Consider the following 19,905-nt stretch of genomic DNA (forward strand, 5'->3'; position numbering starts at 1 on the left):
ACAGGCAATCCAACAAAAGGCGGGGAACCAAATGAAAATGGATACAATGAAAATGAAACGGGAACTGGAAAATAGACTCCGATCCGAAAAAAGAAGCTTGAAATATGATCGTGATAAAGAAACACTTAGAATAGAAAATGTGGAAACAGGTAAGGGAATAAATGTCTCATTACCTAATATCGTCTCTAAATGGCACGAAAAGAAAGAATCAGCAATCGATGAGGTAGTTTATTATGTTGAAGAAGCACTGGATGTTATGGGTGTACAACAATCAATGAGTGGCAAGGAAAATCTAATATTCCCAGTGATCCGATCCACTTCTTTTCCAATCGAATCTTCAGATGGAATTCCATTTTTTACAGAGAATCATACGGCGGAAACACGCATTTTCTATGCACTCGATTTAGGGAGTACATATCGTTTAATTGATGAAGTGATGCTGGAAAAGGAACAATGGGATAAAGAAGAAATTAAGCAAATGGCTCGATTCAATCTTCGCTCTCTTTCAACGGAAACAAAAGAAGATACTGTTGCGGGAAATAAATTTTATTTTTTAAATACGAATGATGGATATGATGCAAGTAGAATATTAAATGATAAATTTTTAAAGGAGATGTCTCTAAGAATAACGGGCGATATGACAGTCTCTGTTCCACATCAAGATGTACTTATCATCGGAGATATTCAAAATGAAACAGGCTACGATGTCCTGGCACAAATGACAATGAGCTTTTTTACTAATGGTCATGTTCCGATAACAGCCCTTTCATTCATCTATGAGGATGGTCAATTTGAACCGATTTTTATTATGGGGAAAAATAGAAAACAATAAAAGGTCAGCTTCCATGAAAGCTGACCTTTTAATAATTATTTATCTAGCATTAGGGAATATTCTTTGAACTGTTTGGTTGAATTGATCGAACAGTCCACTAATAGGATGGCCATTACGGAGTTCATTTCCGTAGTCAGTCATTCTATCGTAGAAATCCGGGTTAACCGAAACATAGACATTATCGATATCTTTGTCGGCTTTTCGAACTTCTTTAGCAATTTTATTTTCGACTGTTTTTGATAATTCATTACGTGAGCGATCGGTTAACATAACTGCTACATATGCATTATTATCAGTTACGATAACATTTGCACGATCCACTTCTTTTAATTTTGCAACCCTGTCAGCAGCTTCATCGGCAACTCTCATTTTATTGTTGACATTATCGTTGTCGTTTACGATATCATTCGTATTGTTATTATCAGTTAAATCATTGTTATAGTTAACATTACGAGGGTTAACGTTACGATCGTCATTGTTATAGCGGACAGGGCTCACATTGTTTCGTTTCGTTCCATTGTTATCATTATTTGTACCACATCCCATTAATAACCCTGAAACAACACCTACACAAATTATCGTTTTTGCTATTTTCAAGTTTGACTCCTCCTTTTTTTTAAAGTCATTACTAATTTTCCATGCGCGAGAAATTTTATGCTGACTAAATTAAGGATATTTGTCCAATTCGTAATGTAAATATCATCTAAAAATCCTCGAAAAAAAATATTTTACTTGTATAATGAAAGAAGCAGTTCTTTTAAATACGCTTTGTAATTAGAGAATTGCACCCTAATTTATTTTTTATTAATGAAAGAGTGATTTAATAGTGAGCTGGATAAAAAAATTAGTAAATCTTTTTACTGTAGAAGTAGAAGATGATGAAGACGTGAATATCGTTCAAAAAAAAGTAAATTCTAATCGAAATGATACATATAGAAATATTGAAACGCGGATGAAATATGAATATCCAAAAGGAAAATTTCGTTTTCCGGCTATTCCTGATGAGGTACGGGTTAATTCAAAGAAGGTCCAGGAGCGTTCCCAAAAGCAACATTCGATCATTCAGCCTAAAAACACAGAACGACCATTGAAAAAAACAGTGATTGAAAAACCAGTTCAACCGGTTAAACCAGTTATTACAAAGAAAATAGAACCAACCAATAAACGGCCATTTAAACCGACAGAAATCCCTTCTCCTGTATATGGATTTAAACGACCGCCTAAAAAAGAAGAGAAAGGGAATGATTTTGAATTTGAATTAACAAGTCTAACAAGTAACAATTCCTTAAATGAAGGTGATTTAGGGGGAAATATTCCTTCCGAAAAAAATACGGTAATCATCCAGGAAAAAAGATCAGAACCATTAATTCCAAAAGAGAAAGAAGAAGTTGTAAACCAAGAAATCAAAGAGGAAGTTTTTGATAATAACTTCATAATTGAAGAGTGTCAAAATGAGCTTGTTCAAGATGACGATAACGAATTTTTAAATGAAGAAGAAACAATTGAAATAGAAGATCAAGAAAAACTCGAAATAGAGGATGAAAGCGCGGTTGATGAAGAAGATGAACAACCGGAGACGAAAATAAATGAAGAAACGGAAACAACTTCTAGATCACATATTCCTTTCAACGTCTTAATGTTAAAACAGGACCGACAAAAATGGGAGGAAAAAAATCGAAAAGAGGTTGATTCGAAAAAGGAAATAAAACAGGAAACAATCGATAATCATGAAATAAACGAATCATTTGTTTTTCCTTCCTATCAATTATTACTGCCGCCTGTAAAATCCGATATAGATGGTGAGTGGGTTAACAAACAGAGCGATATTTTAAATGAAACATTATTAAATTTTAATGTAAGAGCAAAAGTGGTAAATGTTAGTCAAGGTCCTTCGGTTACAAGATTTGAGATCCAACCTGAACCGGGTGTTAAAGTAAATAAAATAACGAATTTGAGTGATGATCTAAAACTAAGCCTTGCTGCCAAAGATATAAGGATTGAAGCACCGATACCGGGAAAACATACGGTCGGAATTGAAATTCCTAATATGAATAGCAGACCTGTTATGATTAGTGAAATCATTCTAAATTCCGTTTTTAAAGAAAGTAAATCTCCGTTAACTGCGGCACTAGGGCTTGATATTTCCGGTAACCCAATCATTACTGATTTAAGAAAAATGCCGCATGGTTTAATTGCCGGGGCTACAGGTTCAGGAAAAAGTGTTTGCATTAACTCGATACTTGTTAGTTTATTATATAAAGCAACACCGAATGAGTTAAAACTATTACTAATTGACCCAAAAATGGTGGAGCTTGCACCATATAATCATATTCCTCATTTAGTTAGTCCTGTTATAACTGACGTTAAAGCGGCAACAGCAGCATTGAAATGGGCCGTTGAGGAAATGGAACGACGGTATGAGTTATTTGCCCATACAGGGGTTAGAGATATTCAACGCTTTAATGAATTAGCTGAAGCTCATCGACAATTCAATGATAAACTTCCTTATATAGTTATCGTCATTGATGAGTTGGCAGATTTAATGATGATGTCTCCGGCAGACGTCGAAGAAGCAATTTGCCGTATTGCTCAAAAAGCACGCGCATGTGGAATTCATTTAATTATCGCTACGCAAAGACCATCTGTAGACGTTATAACCGGCTTGATAAAAGCAAATGTGCCAACGAGAATTGCTTTCTCCGTATCTTCACAAGTTGATTCACGAACGATTATTGATATTAGTGGGGCTGAAAAACTTCTTGGAAGAGGGGATATGCTGTTTTTGGAAAATGGTTCTTCAAAACCAGTAAGACTTCAAGGGACATTTGTGTCGGATGAAGAGATCGATCGGGTTGTTCATCATGTACGACAAGAGGAAAAACCGAATTATCTATTTGAACAAGAAGAATTGCTGAAAAAGGCACAAATAGAGGATGAGGAAGATGAAATATTTTTCGAAGCTTGTGAATTTGTCGTTGATCAAGGCGGTGCTTCCACTTCATTACTGCAAAGAAATTTTCGAATCGGATATAATCGAGCGGCTCGATTAATTGAAATGATGGAACAACAAGGGATTATTTCAGAAGCGAAAGGAAGCAAACCGAGGGATGTCTTAATTTCTAGAACAGACTTAGAAGCGCTACATGAAGCACCTTCTAGTTATTAACAGTTTTAAAGGGCGGAGCTATTGCTCTGCTTTTTAGATTTATTTTATCTTTTATGAAAAAGTGATACTGTAATAAAGATGTTATACATATCATAGGCATGAAATATAAAAAGTGATATAATATTGGAATATGAACAATTTATTTTTAAAAAATGTTCACATAAACTATTTTCGGCTAGGAATACACTATTTAGTTTTTCTTAGCAAATGATATACATATATCATATACTGTTTTTACATATAGACATTGTTGGAGGTTCTATTATGAATGTGTACCATTTCGTAGGTATTAAAGGATCCGGTATGAGTGCATTGGCGCAAATACTACACGATATGGGTTATGAAGTGCAAGGATCAGACGTTGAAAAGTATTTTTTTACTCAAAAAGGTTTGGAAGAATCGGGAATTAAAATATTGCCGTTTAGCCGTGAAAACATTAATCAGGGACTAACTGTTATTGCAGGAAATGCCTTTAGTGATACTCATGAAGAAATTGATGAAGCAATGAAAATGGGAATTCCAGTCATTAGATACCATAAATTTTTAGGGGAATTTATGCAAAAGTTCACAAGTATTGCTATTGCAGGTGCCCATGGAAAAACATCTACTACTGGGTTGCTTTCCCATGTAATTTCAGGATCTAAACCGACATCGTATTTAATCGGGGACGGTACAGGACATGGTGAAAAGGACGCACAATATTTTGTCTTCGAAGCATGTGAGTACAGGCGCCACTTTTTATCGTACTATCCTGACTATGCGATAATGACAAATATTGATTTTGATCATCCGGACTATTTTGCAAATATTGATGATGTCTTTTCTGCTTTTCAAGAGATGGCCATGCATGTAAAAAAAGGCATTTTTGCATATGGGGATGATGAGCAACTACAAAAGATTCAAGCAAAAGTACCAGTACTTTTCTACGGGTTCCAAGAGGAAAATGACTTTCAAGCAACAAATATCGAAAAGACGACATTCGGTACGAAATTTGATGTTTTTGTCCGTAATAATTTCTATGCAAGTTTTGAAATACCAACCTTTGGAAACCATAATGTGTTAAATGCATTATCCGTAATTGCACTATGTCATTATGAAGAAATTAATACTGAAACAACGAAAGAATACTTAAAAACATTCCAAGGTGTAAAACGTAGATTTACTGAAAAACAAGTGGGGTCGCAAATTATAATTGATGATTACGCACATCATCCAACTGAAATTAAAGCGACGATTGATTCTGCAAGACAAAAGTATCCGGATAAAGAAATCATTGCTGTGTTCCAGCCGCATACATTTACAAGAACACAGACATTTTTAATGGAATTTGCTCAAAGTCTTAGTGAAGCTGATCGTGTTTTTCTATGTGAAATATTTGGTTCAGCTAGAGAAATCCATGGACAGTTGACAGTCAATGATTTAAAAGACAAAATTAGCGGAGCACAAATTCTTCAAGAGGAAGATATGTCACCACTTCTTCAACTTAAAGATAGTGTTATTATCTTTATGGGTGCCGGCGATATCCAAAAATATCAACGGGCATATGAAGTACTTCTAGAAACCAACTAAAAAAACAGGCTTCGTAACGGAGCCTGTTTTTTTTATTAGGCTCCTCCCTGCGGAAAGCAAGCTCCTGCAGCGGAAAGGAACGGGCTATAGTTTAATCACATAAAAACATTTGGCGAAAATGATTGAATATGAGAAAATAAAGTAGAAAAATGATGTAAGCGTACATAATTTGGTTTGTATTTTTTTCATTTGGGTATTGTTTAAAAAAGGAGGGGTATTGTTTAATGATTATTATTCTGTATTTAAGCGTTGCATTAATTGCTATTGCCTTTCTAGTCCTAGTAATTAGTGTTTCGAAAACTTTAAATTCAGTAAAGGAAACATTAAATCAAGTATCAAAAACGATGGAAGGCATTGAAGGCCAAATGCAAGGAATCACCGGTGAAACAACGATGTTGTTGCATAAAACAAATGCACTGGCTGAAGACATTCAACAAAAATCCGAAAAGCTCAACACAGTTGTCTACGCTGTCCAAGATGTTGGTACGACGATTAAATCGCTTAATGAATCCATCAGAAGAGTAACTAATAATGTGACACATCAAGTAGAAAAGAACCAAGATAAAATTACACAAGTAATCCAGTGGAGCAATGTATTTAAAGAAATTAAGGACAAGTGGTCTGAGAAAAGAGAAAAGAAGCTAATCAAGCAATCAATTACTAATAACAATGAAAATGAACCCCAATTACGTGAAGTCAGAAGAGCGAGAGGCTAAAATTTCTGAGGAGGAATGTAACATGGCGAATAATGAAGTGAAACAATTAGAAGAACAATACGAAGGGAAATCAAAAGATTTTATAATCGGTGCAATCATTGGCGGAGCCGTTGGTGCTTTAACTGCTTTACTTTTAGCTCCTAAATCAGGTAAGGAATTACGCAATGATCTAGCAGATCAGGTCGAAACGATAAAAGGAAAGACAGACCATTTACGCATTGCTGTAACCCAAAAAGGAAATGACTTAGCAGCAACAACAAAAGAAAAAACGATTCAACTAAAAGATTTAGCTGTTGATAAAGGAAGTCAACTCGTAGGAACAGTAAAGGATAAAGCTGAAAAGCTGCAAAATAAAGTTGAAAACGAAGAAAAGGAAGAAAAAGACGAAAGTTATGATGAAGAATTCATTTAAAAACTCGGAGGTTCATAACCTCCGGGTTTTTATTTAATAATATACAGAAGGCCAAATAATTTCCAACTGATCACCTTCAGAAATGGTATCATAAAAAGTGACAGATTCTTTATTATTTAAAAGTTCAAATTTTCCGTTGCTATTGTGAGGCATACTTATATCAACATATCGAAAAATATCTTGAAAAACAAATGGTTCTATTTTATAAAACTTTAACTCAATTTCATCCCCATAAAGAATATATTCATCCGATGACAATGGTTGACCCGATCTAATAATTTCGGTTAACGGCTTACTTATTTTTACTTTCTCACCATTAAAATAAACATGAATATAGTTTTCTAATTGCAAATTTTTAAGTTTGGCAAAATCTTTTACCGTTAGAGGATGTCTTCTTTCGATAGTGATACGATCCATATGATGAAATAGACTGGATAACTTAGCATCCTCAGAATTAATGGTGATTTTAGCTGATTGGAACGGAAAAAATGTTTCTTTGCCATTAACTTTCAGGCGGAATGGTTTTAATTCATGTAGTATATCAATCATGTTTAATGTATGAAGTAATTCTTCTATATTAGTCGGAAAGAATAATTCAATTGAATCCCCATCAGCAAGGATTTCCTCAAATGAAACGATGTCTCCATTTTTTTTAATCACTGTAGAAATGGTTACAGGCTTTTCGTTAATATATACTTGTTTACTTGGAATCTCATCAAGGAGATCTTTAATTTTTACATGCGGAGGCAGTCCATCTTTCCCTTTGATAATGTTAATTTGATCCCCATTATTTATGAATGTATCTAGTGTGGATAGTTCCCCATTTTTCATAATAATAGGTGGTTCCCCATGGTCACCCGGAATCGTAATCTGCCGCCCATTAAGAGTAACGACAATTCCCATACCAGGCTTTCCGTGGATTGAGTTAAGTTTAATTCCTGAACCTAATATACAATCCCCAATTGTTAATTCTCTTACCTCAAATAATCTAACTGGTTGTTCGTTTACATATGCAGTTACGTAGTGGACGGGTGAGGCTTGAGCCGCAATTGCAATGCCGATTGGAGTAATAAATTCCGGACCTTTCGGAATATCCGTTGCGATTGTCAGACTTTGAATGGCATCTGTCCCTCTGATGGCGACCCTATTCATAGGTAATTGCAAATGGTTTGAAATTCTACTACAAATTTCCGGAGTTTGACTTCCACCTCCGACGAGCATAACTGCTTTTGGTGCTTTCCCGTTATTGAGTAATAAAATTTCATCGGATATCGCCTTTGCTAGTTTGTCAATTGCAGGTGATATTTGCTCAATCATCTTTTCTTTCGTTATTTCTGATTCGAATCCTAGAATATCATTTATTCGAATCAAATCATTGTCGATTAATTGCCGTTTGGTTTTTTCTGCATCAGGGAAGTCTAGCAAAAATTGATCACTAATCGCCTCCGTAATTTCATCCCCGGCAATCGGCACCATTCCATAGGCAATAACTGTGCCAAAATCTGTTATTGCAATATCAGATGTTCCTGCACCAATATCTACAAGTGCAACATTCAGCCTTCTCATGGATGTAGGAACTAAAACATTAATCGCCGCAATTGGTTCGAGTGTTAATGCATCCATTTCTAAGTCGGCTCTTTGTAACGCTGCAATCAATGATTCTACTACGACTCTCGGGAGGAATGTAGCAATAATTTCAACCGCCGCTTCGTCCCCTTGCTGATCGATAAGGTTCCCAATCTCCTCTCCGTCTAAACGATATTGAAAAACCGAATAACCAACACAATAGTAAAATTGACTTTGTTGGGAAGAATACTTTTCTGCTGCTTGTGACTGTGCTTTTTGAACAGCACTTAGTTCTAGATGCAAAATATCTTGTTTTGTCATCATCGGCTTTCCTTTTATAGAAATGGAAACCTCCGCCTTTTCAGTTTTAAGCGCACGCCCTGCAGCTGCGACGCATACTTTGCTTAATGGCCCATGATGTTCTTCTAAATTTTCTTTTACTTCTTTAATAATATTTGAAACAGAAACAACATCATGAATTTGTCCATCAAGCATTGCTCTTTCTGAATGTTCCTTCACTAATACATCAGCAACATAATAGTGTTGATCTGCTTCTTCTAGAATAATTCCAACGACAGATCGTGTACCAATGTCCAATGCAAATATCTTCTTTTTATCTTGCAAATGATACACCTTCTTTAATATATTTCATAAAATACTTTATTACTTAAAAGCGTTTAATTATTAAAGTTATTATAGTGACATTTTGAATGCAATGAATTATAATTATGCCTAATAAATATTTTAAACTCTTTGGTGATATGACATAATCCTTTTTAAAATGTATCATAAAGGTGAATAAAATTAAACTTACTTTGTCATTTCATTAGTATGTTAACAACTTGAGCTTGAAAGTGTTCAGTAAGAGATGCTATTTATATGAGAGAGGATGAAAGGAATGGGAAATCAGGAGCTAGATCAATTACGTAAACAGATTGAGGATTTGAATTTACAGCTTTTAGAGTTAATTAACCAAAGAGCTGAATTAGTGCAGAAAATTGGACGAGTAAAAGAAACTGGAGGCGTAAATCGCTTTGATCCAGTTCGTGAAAGATCGATGCTCAACTTGATTAAGGAAAATAATCATGGACCATTCGAAAACTCTACGGTAGAACATATTTTTAAAGAAATTTTTAAAGCGAGTCTCGACCTTCAACAAGATGACCATCAAAAAGCACTTCTTGTTTCTCGGAAAAAGAAACCTGAAGATACGATCATAAATATTAAGGGTGCAACGATTGGTGATGGAAATCCTCATTTTGTATTTGGACCATGTGCAGTCGAGTCATATGAACAAGTTGCACAGGTAGCACAGTCTGTAAAAGAAAAGGGACTAACGCTATTAAGAGGTGGAGCATTTAAGCCGCGTACTTCACCATATGATTTTCAAGGATTAGGTTTTGAGGGGTTAAAAATTCTTAAACAGATTGCTGATGAATTTGGCCTAGCAGTGATTAGTGAAATCGTCTCACCGGAAGACATCGAAAAAGCGGTCGATTATTTAGATGTTATTCAAATTGGCGCTCGTAATATGCAGAACTTCGAATTACTAAAAGCGGCGGGTGCGGTAAAGAAACCGATATTATTAAAGCGGGGCATCGCTGCGACCATTGATGAATTTATCAATGCAGCTGAATATATTATGTCGCAGGGAAACGGTCAAATTATTCTTTGTGAACGTGGAATTCGAACATATGAAAGAGCCACTCGAAATACATTAGATATTACGGCAGTACCGATTTTAAAACAAGAAACACATTTACCGATATTTGTTGATGTGACACATTCAACAGGAAGAAGAGATTTATTATTACCAGCTGCTAAAGCTGCTTTAGCAATTGGTGCTGATGGGGTTATGGCTGAAGTCCATCCAGATCCAGCTGTAGCACTTTCCGACGCTGCACAACAAATGGACCTAAATCAATTTGACCAATTTTATAAACAATTACAAGCATCACGCGGTGCGGCAAAAGTCTTCTAATTTTTTAGAAGGCTTTTTTCATAGCTGTCCGGCTCAAGAGGCTAAACAAGAATCCTATCTAATACTTTTGAATATATTTAAAAATTGTCAAATTGGTGTTATTCATTGCATGATATATCAGTCTATCGTATGATTATAATAGATTTTTTCAATTCGTTTAAAATAAATGATTAGAATTATGATTACTGTTAAAAACTATCAATGTATAGTGTAAATATTGGAGCGTGAATATGGCATGAATATAACAATTTATGATGTAGCTCGGGAAGCTAATGTTTCTATGGCCACCGTGTCTAGGGTGGTAAATGGAAATCCAAATGTTAAACCTGCTACTAGAAAAAAAGTTGTAGAAGTAATAGAAAGACTAGGATACCGTCCAAATGCAGTTGCACGAGGTCTAGCTAGTAAGAAGACCACAACAGTTGGAGTAATTATTCCCGATATTTCAAATATTTTCTTTGCTGAGTTAGCTAGAGGAATTGAAGATATTGCAACGATGTATAAATACAATATTATTTTGAGCAACTCTGATCAAAATAAGGAAAAAGAATTACATTTATTAAATACGATGCTGGGAAAACAAGTGGATGGAATTGTGTTTATGAGTGGAAATATTTCAGAAGAGCATGTGACTGAATTTGAACGATCACCTGTTCCAATTGTTTTAGCGGGCTCAATCGAGCCATTCAATAAAATCCCTTCCGTTAATATCAATTATAAAGAGGCAGCTTTTGATGCGACAACTGAATTTATTGAAAAAGGACATAAGCATATAGCATTTGTTGTAGGTCCATTGCATAACCCTATTAATAAAGAACAAAAATTAGAAGGATATAAGGAAGCGCTTAGTAAAGCTGGAATTCCTTTTAATGAGGAATATGTGATTGAAGGCGACTACACATATGACTCTGGAATTGAAGCTTGGCAGAAATTAAATACGTTACCGGAAAGACCAACTGCAATATATGTTGGAAATGATGAAATGGCTTTGGGAGTTATCCACGGGGCACAAGATTCGGGTCTTATCATTCCTGAACAAGTGGAAATCATAACTTCAGATAATACAAAATTAGCACAAATGGTTCGTCCACAGCTGACTTCTGTTGTTCAGCCGCTTTACGACATAGGTGCAGTAGCCATGCGTCTGTTAACTAAATATATGAACAAAGAGAAGGTTTCTGAGAATATTGTGATTCTTCCACATCGAATCGAACATAGGGATTCTACTAAATAAATTTGAATATCAAAAAAATAACTGCTAATGGTTTATCAATTTGCAGTTATTTTTTTATTAGAATATGATTAAAAAAATCCAAATTGCCACCTTGATCTATTTCTGATAATCTTAATATAAAAAAGTGCAGTGAAATAGACAATCTCTTTTGTTTGATTTCAAGAAGGAAGTGACTAATTTTGGGGAATAAGGCGAAGAAAGAACTTTATTCATGGATTAAATCGATTTTACTTGCCGCAGTTATTGTGTTTATTGTCCGGTATTTTGTTTTTACACCATCTATTGTTGTAGGTCAATCGATGATGCCGAATTTACAAGATGGCAATCGAATTATCGTAAGTAAGCTTAGTGATATTAAAAGATTCGATGAAATTGTTTTTCAGGCGCCTGATGCAGATGAACATTATGTAAAAAGAGTCATCGGTCTACCAGGTGACCATATAGAAATGAAAAATGATGTTTTATATATTAATGGAAAAGCATATAAGGAACCGTATTTGAAAGCAAACAAAGAAGACTTACCAGCATCGCAAAAATTAACAGAGGACTTTACTTTAGAAGATCAGATTGGAAAAAAGGAAGTGCCTAAAGGCTATTTATATGTACTAGGTGATAATCGATTAGTTAGTAAAGATAGTCGGATATTTGGCGTCATCCCAATGGACTCTGTCGTAGGGAAAGTGAAGATGCGTTTTTGGCCGTTTAATGAAATAAAGTTTTTTAAATAATACGCAAAAAAATAGTCCTCCTTTTTATATTAGGGGACTATTTTTTTGCGTATTTTGTTGTTGTAAAAAATGAAGGACCCTTTCTGCTGTTTTGAAATTTTTTTCAGTTATTTCTTGTTTTCTTGGGATTGGCTTATAAAGATCTTGTGGATCTTCCCAAGTAGTGGCAATAGGAATAGGAGCCTTCGTTTTCCATTTGTTTATCCATGAATCGGGCAGTTTCCCTGAAAGTGGGGGATGATTAATCATTTCTAGCCAAATCATCGACCATGCTCGCGGGACGACCCGCCAAATATCATACCCGCCGCCTCCAACAGCTATCCATTTCCCGTCACAATATTGATGTGCAAGTTCATGAGCAATTTTTGGTATTTCACGATAAATATTAATTGAAGCAGATAAATGCGTCAATGGATCATAATAATGAGCATCCGCACCATTTTGCGTTAATATAACATCGGGTTTAAAATAAGCCGCTACTTCTTTAATTGTCGTTGTAAAGCATTGAAGCCATGACTCATCTTCTGTAAATGCATCAATGGGAATGTTAAATGAATACCCATAGCCTATTCCATTTCCCCACTCATTGACATTGCCTGTCCCAGGAAATAAATACCGACCTGTTTCATGAATGGAGAAAGTGCATACGTTATTATCATCATAAAATGACCATTGCACCCCATCACCGTGATGGGCATCTGTATCTATATAAAGAACTCTAGCATGATATTTTTCTTGTAAATATTTTATCGCAACGGAGCTATCATTATACACACAGAAGCCGGAAGCTTTGCCTCTAAATCCATGATGCAGCCCTCCGCCTAAATGTAATGCATGTGACGCCTGCCCCGTCATTACATAATCCACTGCGGTAAGTGTACCTCCAACTAACAGCGCACTTGCTTCATGCATCCCGGGGAACATCGGTGTATCTTCTGTTCCTAATCCATAATTTTCAGCTATATCTTCCGCCAAATGCCCTTCGCCCGCACTTTTTACAGCGGCAATATAGGCTGGATCGTGAATCAATTGAAGTTCCTCATCGGTTGCCATTCTAGGTTTAACAATATCATCTTTATGAATAACGTTTAATTCTTTTAAAAGATCAAGTGTTAATGTAAGGCGAAATTGGTTAAATGGATGTTCTTTTGAAAAACGATAAGAAAGTAGTTCATCCGAATAAATAAAAACCGCATCTTTCATACTGACATACCCGGCATATTCGGCCATAATACAATATGTCCTTTTTCGTTAAGATGCTGAATAACTCGAATAGGATTCATTGTTTGAATCCGAAATACTAATATTTTTGATTGTGCGTCTTTCTTATCCGGATAAACAAGAACACTATGAACATTTACATGCATTTCACTGAAAATGGCTGTTATTTCATTGAGAATTCCCGTGCGATTGGGAACTTTAATTTCAATTTGTGAACCGGGTTGGTTCACACCTGTCAATTCCACCATTGTTCGGAGCAAGTCAGTACTTGTTATAATCCCGACGATTTTTTTATTTTGAACGATTGGTAGACAACCAATTCTATGTTCATAAAAAATGCCTGCCACTTCTTCAACAAAATCTAATGGATGCCCCGTTATCACATCGGTTTTCATTATATCGCCGATGGGGAAATTCAGTTCTTTTTCGAGTTGATCTTTTTTGAATAAAGGTGATGGTGTCGCATCCTTGATGTCCCTTTCGGTAATTAGGCCGACTAATTGTTCATGTTCATCAACGATCGGAATATGGCGGATTTTCTGTTTTCTCATCAATAATAGAGCTGAATGAATAGTATCTTCAGCATGTAACGTGATAACATCTGTCTTCATTGCTTCTTCAATAATCACAGAACTCAACTCCTAATAAGTAACTAATCCCGACTGCGTAACTTTGAATCTAGTACATAAATCGATTCATGAATCGTAATTGGTCGAATTTTTGAATAGATTCATTATCCACTCTATTTCCTATTTTGACCATTAAACAGTTGGCTGGATGTGAACTGATTTCCGGATCATCTGTTGCAAACCATTTTAATCCTCCAGCTCCCATCATTTTTTCCATTACCTTTCGATATTCCCAAACATTTAAGCCTGTTCCTTTTAAATCCCAATGCCAATAATATTCAGTTGTTATTATAATATAATCCTCCATCGCATCATCCATCATCGATACTTTTAATAAACTTTTCCCAACTGAACAACCCCTAAATTTCGGAATAACTTCAATAGCACCAAGTTCAATTAAATTTTCCATTTTTCCTTGTGACCAGCGCTCCAAAGGATCCGGGTAGAGGAAAGTAACATATCCGACGATTGTATTGAATTCTCTTGCGATAATAATTCGTCCCTCTGGTAAGTCGGCAATTTCAATTAATGCTTTATGTTGTTGTGCGGGTGGACGAAAGGCAACTAAATCCTCATGGAATTCAAGACTTGCCAGCTGCTCAGAAGGTATAGGTCCTTCAATTATTAAGTTCCCTTTCGTTGTCTTTAACTCCATGGCATTATAAATTTTTTTATGCTCCATTTTGCCACTCCTATTACTTTTTTCTAAAGTAATTATACATAACTTTTCAAAAAGGGTGTTTGTGATGGATTTAAAAAGTTAGTTTTATATAGTCAAGCGCTTACAATCATTATACACGACAAAAACTAGTTTCTCTCTATTAATCAATAGGAATATATATAAAAATAAAAAATTTTTGTGAATTTTTTTATTTTGTACTATAATAATAGTGTGAATTTTTTTAATAAGGGGGACTTGTAATGGAATTGAGAACGCTGTCATCTGTGAATGGAAATTATAATCTACAAAGCTATGAGGATACATATAATAACTTCGATTGGAAGGAAGCAGAAAAGGCTTTTTCTTGGTATGAAACAGGAAAAGTGAATATGGCTTATGAAGCAATTGATAGACATGCAAATACTTTTCGAAAAAATAAAATAGCCCTCTACTTTCGAAATGAAACAAGAAATGAAAAATATACATTTAAAGAGTTAAAAGAGCTTTCAGATAAAGCAGGTAATGTATTTAAAGCAACTGGAAATGTTGAAAAGGGTGATAGAGTATTTATTTTTATGCCGCGTTCACCCGAGCTCTATATCGCTGCATTAGGAGCCATTAAAGTAGGAGCAATCGTTGGCCCTTTATTTGAAGCATTTATGGAAGGAGCAGTAAAAGATCGATTAGAAGATAGTGAAGCAAAAGTATTAGTAACAACTCCTGAACTTGTTGGACGTGTTCCTGTCGATCAGCTTCCTGCTTTAAAAACAATCTTTCTCGTAGGTACGGACGTAGAGGAAGATGACAAATATAAAGATTTTCTAAAACATTTAAGAACAGCTTCAAAGGACTTAGAGATCGAATGGATGGATCGCACAGATGGACTAATTCTTCATTACACCTCTGGCTCAACTGGCAAACCTAAAGGGGTATTACATGTTCATAATGCAATGATCCAACAATACCAAACATCTAAATGGGTCCTTGATTTAAAGGAGGAAGATGTATATTGGTGTACGGCTGATCCGGGCTGGGTTACTGGTACTTCTTATGGTATGTTTGGTCCTTGGTTAACAGGAACATCGAATGTTGTTGTAGGAGGCCGTTTTAAACCTGAAGATTGGTATAAAACAATTGAGGATTTTGGTGTAACTGTTTGGTATAGTGCACCAACCGCATTCCGTATGCTAATGGGTGCGGGTGATGAGATTATTAAGAAATTCAATTTAGATACTTTGCGTCACGTATTAAGTGTAGGAGAACCACTTAATCCCGAGGTTATTCGCTGGGGAATGAAAGTTTTTAATAAACGCATTCATGATACGTGGTGGATGACGGAAACGGGTGCACATTTAATTTGCAACTATCCAAGTATGGAAATCAAGCCTGGTTCAATGGGGAAACCAATTCCGGGAGTGGAAGCGGCTATCGTTGATGACCAAGGGAATGTATTACCTCCAAATCGCATGGGAAATTTAGCGATTAAAAAAGGTTGGCCGTCAATGATGTATGCGATTTGGAATAACCAGGCAAAATATGATTCCTATTTCTTACCTAATGACTGGTATGTGTCAGGTGATTCAGCTTACATGGATGAGGATGGTTATTTTTGGTTCCAAGGTCGTGTCGATGATGTCATTATGACTTCAGGAGAACGTGTCGGCCCATTCGAAGTGGAAAGTAAACTATTAGAACACCCGGCAATTGCTGAGGCAGGGGTAATTGGTAAACCTGACCCAGTTCGTGGGGAAATTATTAAAGCATTTGTTGCATTATTAGATGGGGTAGAAGAAACGGAGGAGTTGAAGGAAGATATTCGTCAGTTTGTGAAAAGAGGATTAGCTGCACATGCGGCACCGAGAGAAATTGAGTTCCGTGATAAACTTCCAAAAACGAGAAGTGGAAAAATTATGCGTAGAGTCTTAAAAGCATGGGAATTAGACTTACCGGCAGGCGATTTGTCAACAATGGAAGATTAAAACTAAGAAAAGAGAAAAGTACCTTATAATAAGCAAGATAAAGCCCGCATCGTGAATGCGGGCTTTTGTATTGCTTATTATATAGAAAATTTAAGGTTGATCAAGATTTCTTTTTGTTATTCTTGTCTTTCGTTCGATTTTTATCTTTTTCTTTTGCTTCTTTTGTATTTTCGTTTTTACTTTTATTTTTCTTCTCAACCTTGGATGTGTTGGCGCCAATTTTGACTTCGTTTGATGGACCTGATTGTTTACCGGCAATGTCCACTGCGACAACATAATAATTTCCATTTCCTACAGAGTAGGACAAATTGTTATCAGCTGGAATAGAGCCTACTTTTTTACCGCCGCTATAGATCCGATAACCAATTACATCTGGGCTTTTTGATCCTTGCCAAACAAGCTTATTACCGGAAGCATTCAGTTTTATAGATGCCGGTGCTTTACCATCATCACTTATTTTATCTTGTGGTGCAAGAATCTTTTTCCATAGCGGATCATTTGGTGGTATCAATTGCCCGGGATCAATATTACCATTAGATAACTTTTTGACAAAATCAGGGTTTAAAATTAATCCTGATTGAGCAAACTCTGCTGGTGTAGAATTAAGTGCTAAATATTTTTTTCCATGTATGATAACATATTTTCCTTGAATTAAACTGTTATCCGTTTGTGTAGGCACATATTTACTATTAAATAAATCAGTTTTTACAAGCCCGGCATTGGCACATCCTTTGGATGGAAGCATTCCAGATATTGCGCAAAAGGATCGTTGAACAATCCCACTTGGCATTTTAAATCTTTCGTCCGGATCAATTAGTTTCGGATTTATATCATAGGCAGTATTGATTAATTTACTCCAAATCCGGTAGTTTCTAATATTATAATCTCCATAACCAACAGCTTCTAAGCTGCTTGGTGTATCATAACCAATCCAAGTTCCGAATGTGACCTTTGGATTCGATGCCACGATCCACGAATCTTTATAATCATTACTTGTTCCTGTTTTTCCTGCCCAATCAGCAGAAAATTTAAGCATACTAGGTACACTTGCAGCGGTACCATATCTGAAAACATCGCGCATCATATCAAGCATGAGATAAGAAGTTTGACTGCTAAATACGTTCACAGGCTTTGTTTTATGCTTGTATATTACTTTGCCATTCTTGTCTGTAATTTTATCAATTAAATAAGCATCGACAAATTTTCCATCATTTGCAAAGGTTGTAAAAGCATTAACGTTTTCTTCAACAGTGACGCCATTAGTAAGCCCACCTAATGCGGTCGCCAAGTTTTCATAATCACCGGGAACTAAATCCGAAAAGCCCATTTTCTTAAGATATTTTGCTGGTCTTTGATTAATCGTTCTCTGATATACTTTGACAGCAGTGACGTTATGTGATTTCGCTAAAGCCTCCCGGGTCGTTACTAACCCGTAATATCTTCCCGAATAATTGGTCGGCCATGCTCTGCCACCGGACCTAATTCCTGTATCTGAATCAGCAATCACGGTTCCAGGTGCAGTTACACCCATTTCCATCGCAGGTGCGTATACGAGAAGCGGCTTCATCGTTGAACCATTTGGCCTTCTTGCTTGCGTAGCGTGGTTTAATTGTTCTTTTTTAAAATCTCTGCCGCCGACAAAGCTTAATATTTTTCCTGTTTTATTTTCAATTAATATTCCGCCGATTTGGACAGGTTCTGTTACTGATTTTTCTTCCCCGGTTTTTGGGTCTATTTTTGTAACTGTTTTATTTGGTCCATAACCATCAAATTCGTCTTTTGCTTTTTGCATTTTATCATAGATTTTTTTATCGATTGTTGTGTGAATATTATAGCCATTTTGTCGAATGTTACGATCGGCAAGTGTTGTGTATTTATCATATAATTTTTTATTTTTATTTAACTCTTTTTCTTTATATCCATCTTTTTGTGCCAGCATAATGGCTACGATATTTCGAGCACGGTCTTCGATTTCATACGTTAACCATGGGTATTTTTCTCGTGGACTTTTTTGTGGTTTGATAAAATCTTTAACGATATTGTAATTCATCGCATCTTTATATTGCTTTTCTGAAATATAACCATTGTCCAGCATTCGACTTAGGACTAGTTTCATCCGATTGATACCCGGCTCTAATCCGTCTTTACTTTTAAGCTTGCCTCCATTTGTAAATGGGGTGTACATAAACGGGCTTTGTGGCAATCCTGCTATAAAAGCGGCTTGAGCAAGATTTAACTTTTTTGCCGACACTCCAAATATCCCTTTTGCAGCTGATTCAACACCTGCAATATTTTGGCCGGATGAATTTCTGCCAAACGTGGAGACGTTTAAATAAGCTTCAAGTATTTCATCTTTTTTAAAAAACTTTTCTAAGCGGAGAGCTAATAATACTTCTTTAGCCTTTCGATCAAACGATACTTCATTTGTTAATACTTGATTTTTGATAATTTGTTGTGTGAGCGTGCTACCGCCAGTTTGTGTTGAGGAATTGGTTACCTCTTGAAAAACAGCACGAAATAGCGCTTTTGGGACAACACCGTTATGCTCATAAAAATATTTATCTTCGGTAGCAATTAATGCATCTTTTAAAAATTGCGAAACATCTTTGATTTTCACTTCTTCGCGATCTAAATCCGACTTTACTTTTCCTAAATAGACCTTATTAGCGAAATAGAGTTGTGATGTCTCTTCATAATTGTATATGTCCTTCTTCATTTCATTATAAGGACGAACGGGTTCGTCTTTAACTAAAGCTGCAAAATATCCTGCAGCAACACCGCCAGCAAAGAAACCACCTACGACAATCACAATGAATAATATTAATAATAGATTCCAAATAACCCCAATTGTAATTCTAGAGTTTTTTTGTACCTTTTTGTTTTGAAAAATCGCTAGTGATTCCTTTAAACGTTCTAATAATCTAGTCATTTTTTCACCCATCATATTCCCCCTCAAAATCACATACATTATAGCATAAATTTATTATAGTAATGTTAAAATCATTATTTTTCTGAAAGCAATTGACTTTCTTTAGGAGGTATGTTTAAAATAGATTAACTTTTATAAGTACAAATTCATATGAAGAAGCGTTGAAAGGATAAAGTAGTCTAACTATCCATGTTTTAGAGAGTCGACGGTTGCTGAAAGTCGATACAAATAGTTATGATGAATTACATCCTGGAGCATTTACTGTGAAATGATCTAGTAGCA

Annotated in this window: 15 protein-coding genes and 1 other annotated feature (1 of these 16 cut by a window edge); of the genes, 9 read left to right on the forward strand and 6 right to left on the reverse strand. The window is 35.6% G+C overall.

Annotated features, from left to right (window positions below):
• The first annotated feature begins 37 nt into the window (after positions 1-37).
• Positions 38-832, forward strand: a complete 795-nt coding sequence (locus B5V89_RS02040) for a DUF1444 domain-containing protein (protein ID WP_066227459.1) — start codon at positions 38-40, stop codon at positions 830-832.
• Between the two features lie 39 nt (positions 833-871).
• Here the strand turns inward: B5V89_RS02040 and B5V89_RS02045 are convergent, their stop codons facing one another.
• Complete coding sequence (locus B5V89_RS02045; RefSeq protein ID WP_108070280.1) at positions 872-1,429, reverse strand: YhcN/YlaJ family sporulation lipoprotein; 558 nt, start codon at positions 1,427-1,429, stop codon at positions 872-874.
• Positions 1,430-1,658: 229 nt separating this feature from the next.
• On the opposite strand from B5V89_RS02045, the gene B5V89_RS02050 reads away from it, so the two are divergent.
• From B5V89_RS02050 to B5V89_RS02065, 4 genes are all read left to right on the forward strand, one after another.
• Positions 1,659-3,998, forward strand: a complete 2,340-nt coding sequence (locus B5V89_RS02050) for a DNA translocase FtsK (protein WP_181294592.1) — start codon at positions 1,659-1,661, stop codon at positions 3,996-3,998.
• A gap of 264 nt (positions 3,999-4,262) precedes the next feature.
• Positions 4,263-5,567, forward strand: a complete 1,305-nt coding sequence (gene murC / locus B5V89_RS02055) for a UDP-N-acetylmuramate--L-alanine ligase (protein ID WP_066226828.1) — start codon at positions 4,263-4,265, stop codon at positions 5,565-5,567.
• Positions 5,568-5,791: 224 nt separating this feature from the next.
• Positions 5,792-6,283, forward strand: a complete 492-nt coding sequence (locus B5V89_RS02060) for a DUF948 domain-containing protein (RefSeq protein WP_066226831.1) — start codon at positions 5,792-5,794, stop codon at positions 6,281-6,283.
• Between the two features lie 22 nt (positions 6,284-6,305).
• Positions 6,306-6,695 carry a YtxH domain-containing protein gene (locus B5V89_RS02065; RefSeq protein WP_108070282.1) on the forward strand — a complete coding sequence of 130 codons (390 nt, stop codon included), beginning with the start codon at positions 6,306-6,308 and terminating at the stop codon, positions 6,693-6,695.
• A 33-nt stretch (positions 6,696-6,728) separates the two neighbouring features.
• Here the strand turns inward: B5V89_RS02065 and B5V89_RS02070 are convergent, their stop codons facing one another.
• Entirely contained in the window at positions 6,729-8,885 is a 2,157-nt protein-coding gene (locus tag B5V89_RS02070) for a cell division protein FtsA (RefSeq protein WP_108070284.1), read from the reverse strand.
• Positions 8,886-9,159: 274 nt separating this feature from the next.
• Here B5V89_RS02070 and B5V89_RS02075 point away from each other — a divergent pair, with 274 nt between their 5' ends.
• The 3 genes from B5V89_RS02075 to lepB all read left to right on the forward strand — a co-directional run bounded on the left by B5V89_RS02075 (position 9,160) and on the right by lepB (position 12,204).
• Positions 9,160-10,242 carry a bifunctional 3-deoxy-7-phosphoheptulonate synthase/chorismate mutase gene (locus B5V89_RS02075; RefSeq protein ID WP_108070286.1) on the forward strand — a complete coding sequence of 361 codons (1,083 nt, stop codon included), beginning with the start codon at positions 9,160-9,162 and terminating at the stop codon, positions 10,240-10,242.
• Between the two features lie 235 nt (positions 10,243-10,477).
• A complete protein-coding gene (gene ccpA, locus B5V89_RS02080; protein WP_066226841.1) occupies positions 10,478-11,476 on the forward strand; it encodes a catabolite control protein A in 999 nt (332 codons plus the stop codon).
• A gap of 179 nt (positions 11,477-11,655) precedes the next feature.
• The gene (gene lepB / locus B5V89_RS02085; RefSeq protein ID WP_066226843.1) at positions 11,656-12,204 is read left to right on the forward strand and encodes a signal peptidase I; all 549 of its coding nucleotides are present in this window, start codon (positions 11,656-11,658) and stop codon (positions 12,202-12,204) included.
• 24 nt (positions 12,205-12,228) lie between these two features.
• On the opposite strand, the gene B5V89_RS02090 is transcribed toward lepB, so the two are convergent.
• Genes B5V89_RS02090 through B5V89_RS02100 form a run of 3 tightly spaced genes read right to left on the reverse strand, consistent with a single transcriptional unit; the run spans position 12,229 to position 14,736 of the window.
• A complete protein-coding gene (locus B5V89_RS02090; RefSeq protein WP_108070288.1) occupies positions 12,229-13,407 on the reverse strand; it encodes an acetoin utilization protein AcuC in 1,179 nt (392 codons plus the stop codon).
• The gene (locus B5V89_RS02095; RefSeq protein ID WP_066226847.1) at positions 13,404-14,054 is read right to left on the reverse strand and encodes an acetoin utilization AcuB family protein; all 651 of its coding nucleotides are present in this window, start codon (positions 14,052-14,054) and stop codon (positions 13,404-13,406) included. The genes B5V89_RS02090 and B5V89_RS02095 overlap by 4 nt, the downstream gene beginning before the upstream one ends.
• 49 nt (positions 14,055-14,103) lie before the next feature.
• Entirely contained in the window at positions 14,104-14,736 is a 633-nt protein-coding gene (locus tag B5V89_RS02100) for a GNAT family N-acetyltransferase (protein ID WP_108070290.1), read from the reverse strand.
• Positions 14,737-14,975: 239 nt separating this feature from the next.
• On the opposite strand from B5V89_RS02100, the gene acsA reads away from it, so the two are divergent.
• A complete protein-coding gene (acsA, locus tag B5V89_RS02105; protein WP_108070292.1) occupies positions 14,976-16,694 on the forward strand; it encodes an acetate--CoA ligase in 1,719 nt (572 codons plus the stop codon).
• 100 nt (positions 16,695-16,794) lie between these two features.
• On the opposite strand, the gene B5V89_RS02110 is transcribed toward acsA, so the two are convergent.
• On the reverse strand, positions 16,795-19,635 hold the full coding sequence (locus B5V89_RS02110; RefSeq protein WP_213083795.1) for a transglycosylase domain-containing protein: 2,841 nt from the start codon (positions 19,633-19,635) through the stop codon (positions 16,795-16,797).
• A gap of 140 nt (positions 19,636-19,775) precedes the next feature.
• Positions 19,776-19,905: a binding site (T-box leader), on the forward strand (it continues 87 nt past the right edge of the window).

The sequence above is a fragment of the Heyndrickxia sporothermodurans genome (genome assembly GCF_003055045.1).
Classification (GTDB): Bacteria; Bacillota; Bacilli; order Bacillales; family Bacillaceae_C; genus Heyndrickxia; species Heyndrickxia sporothermodurans.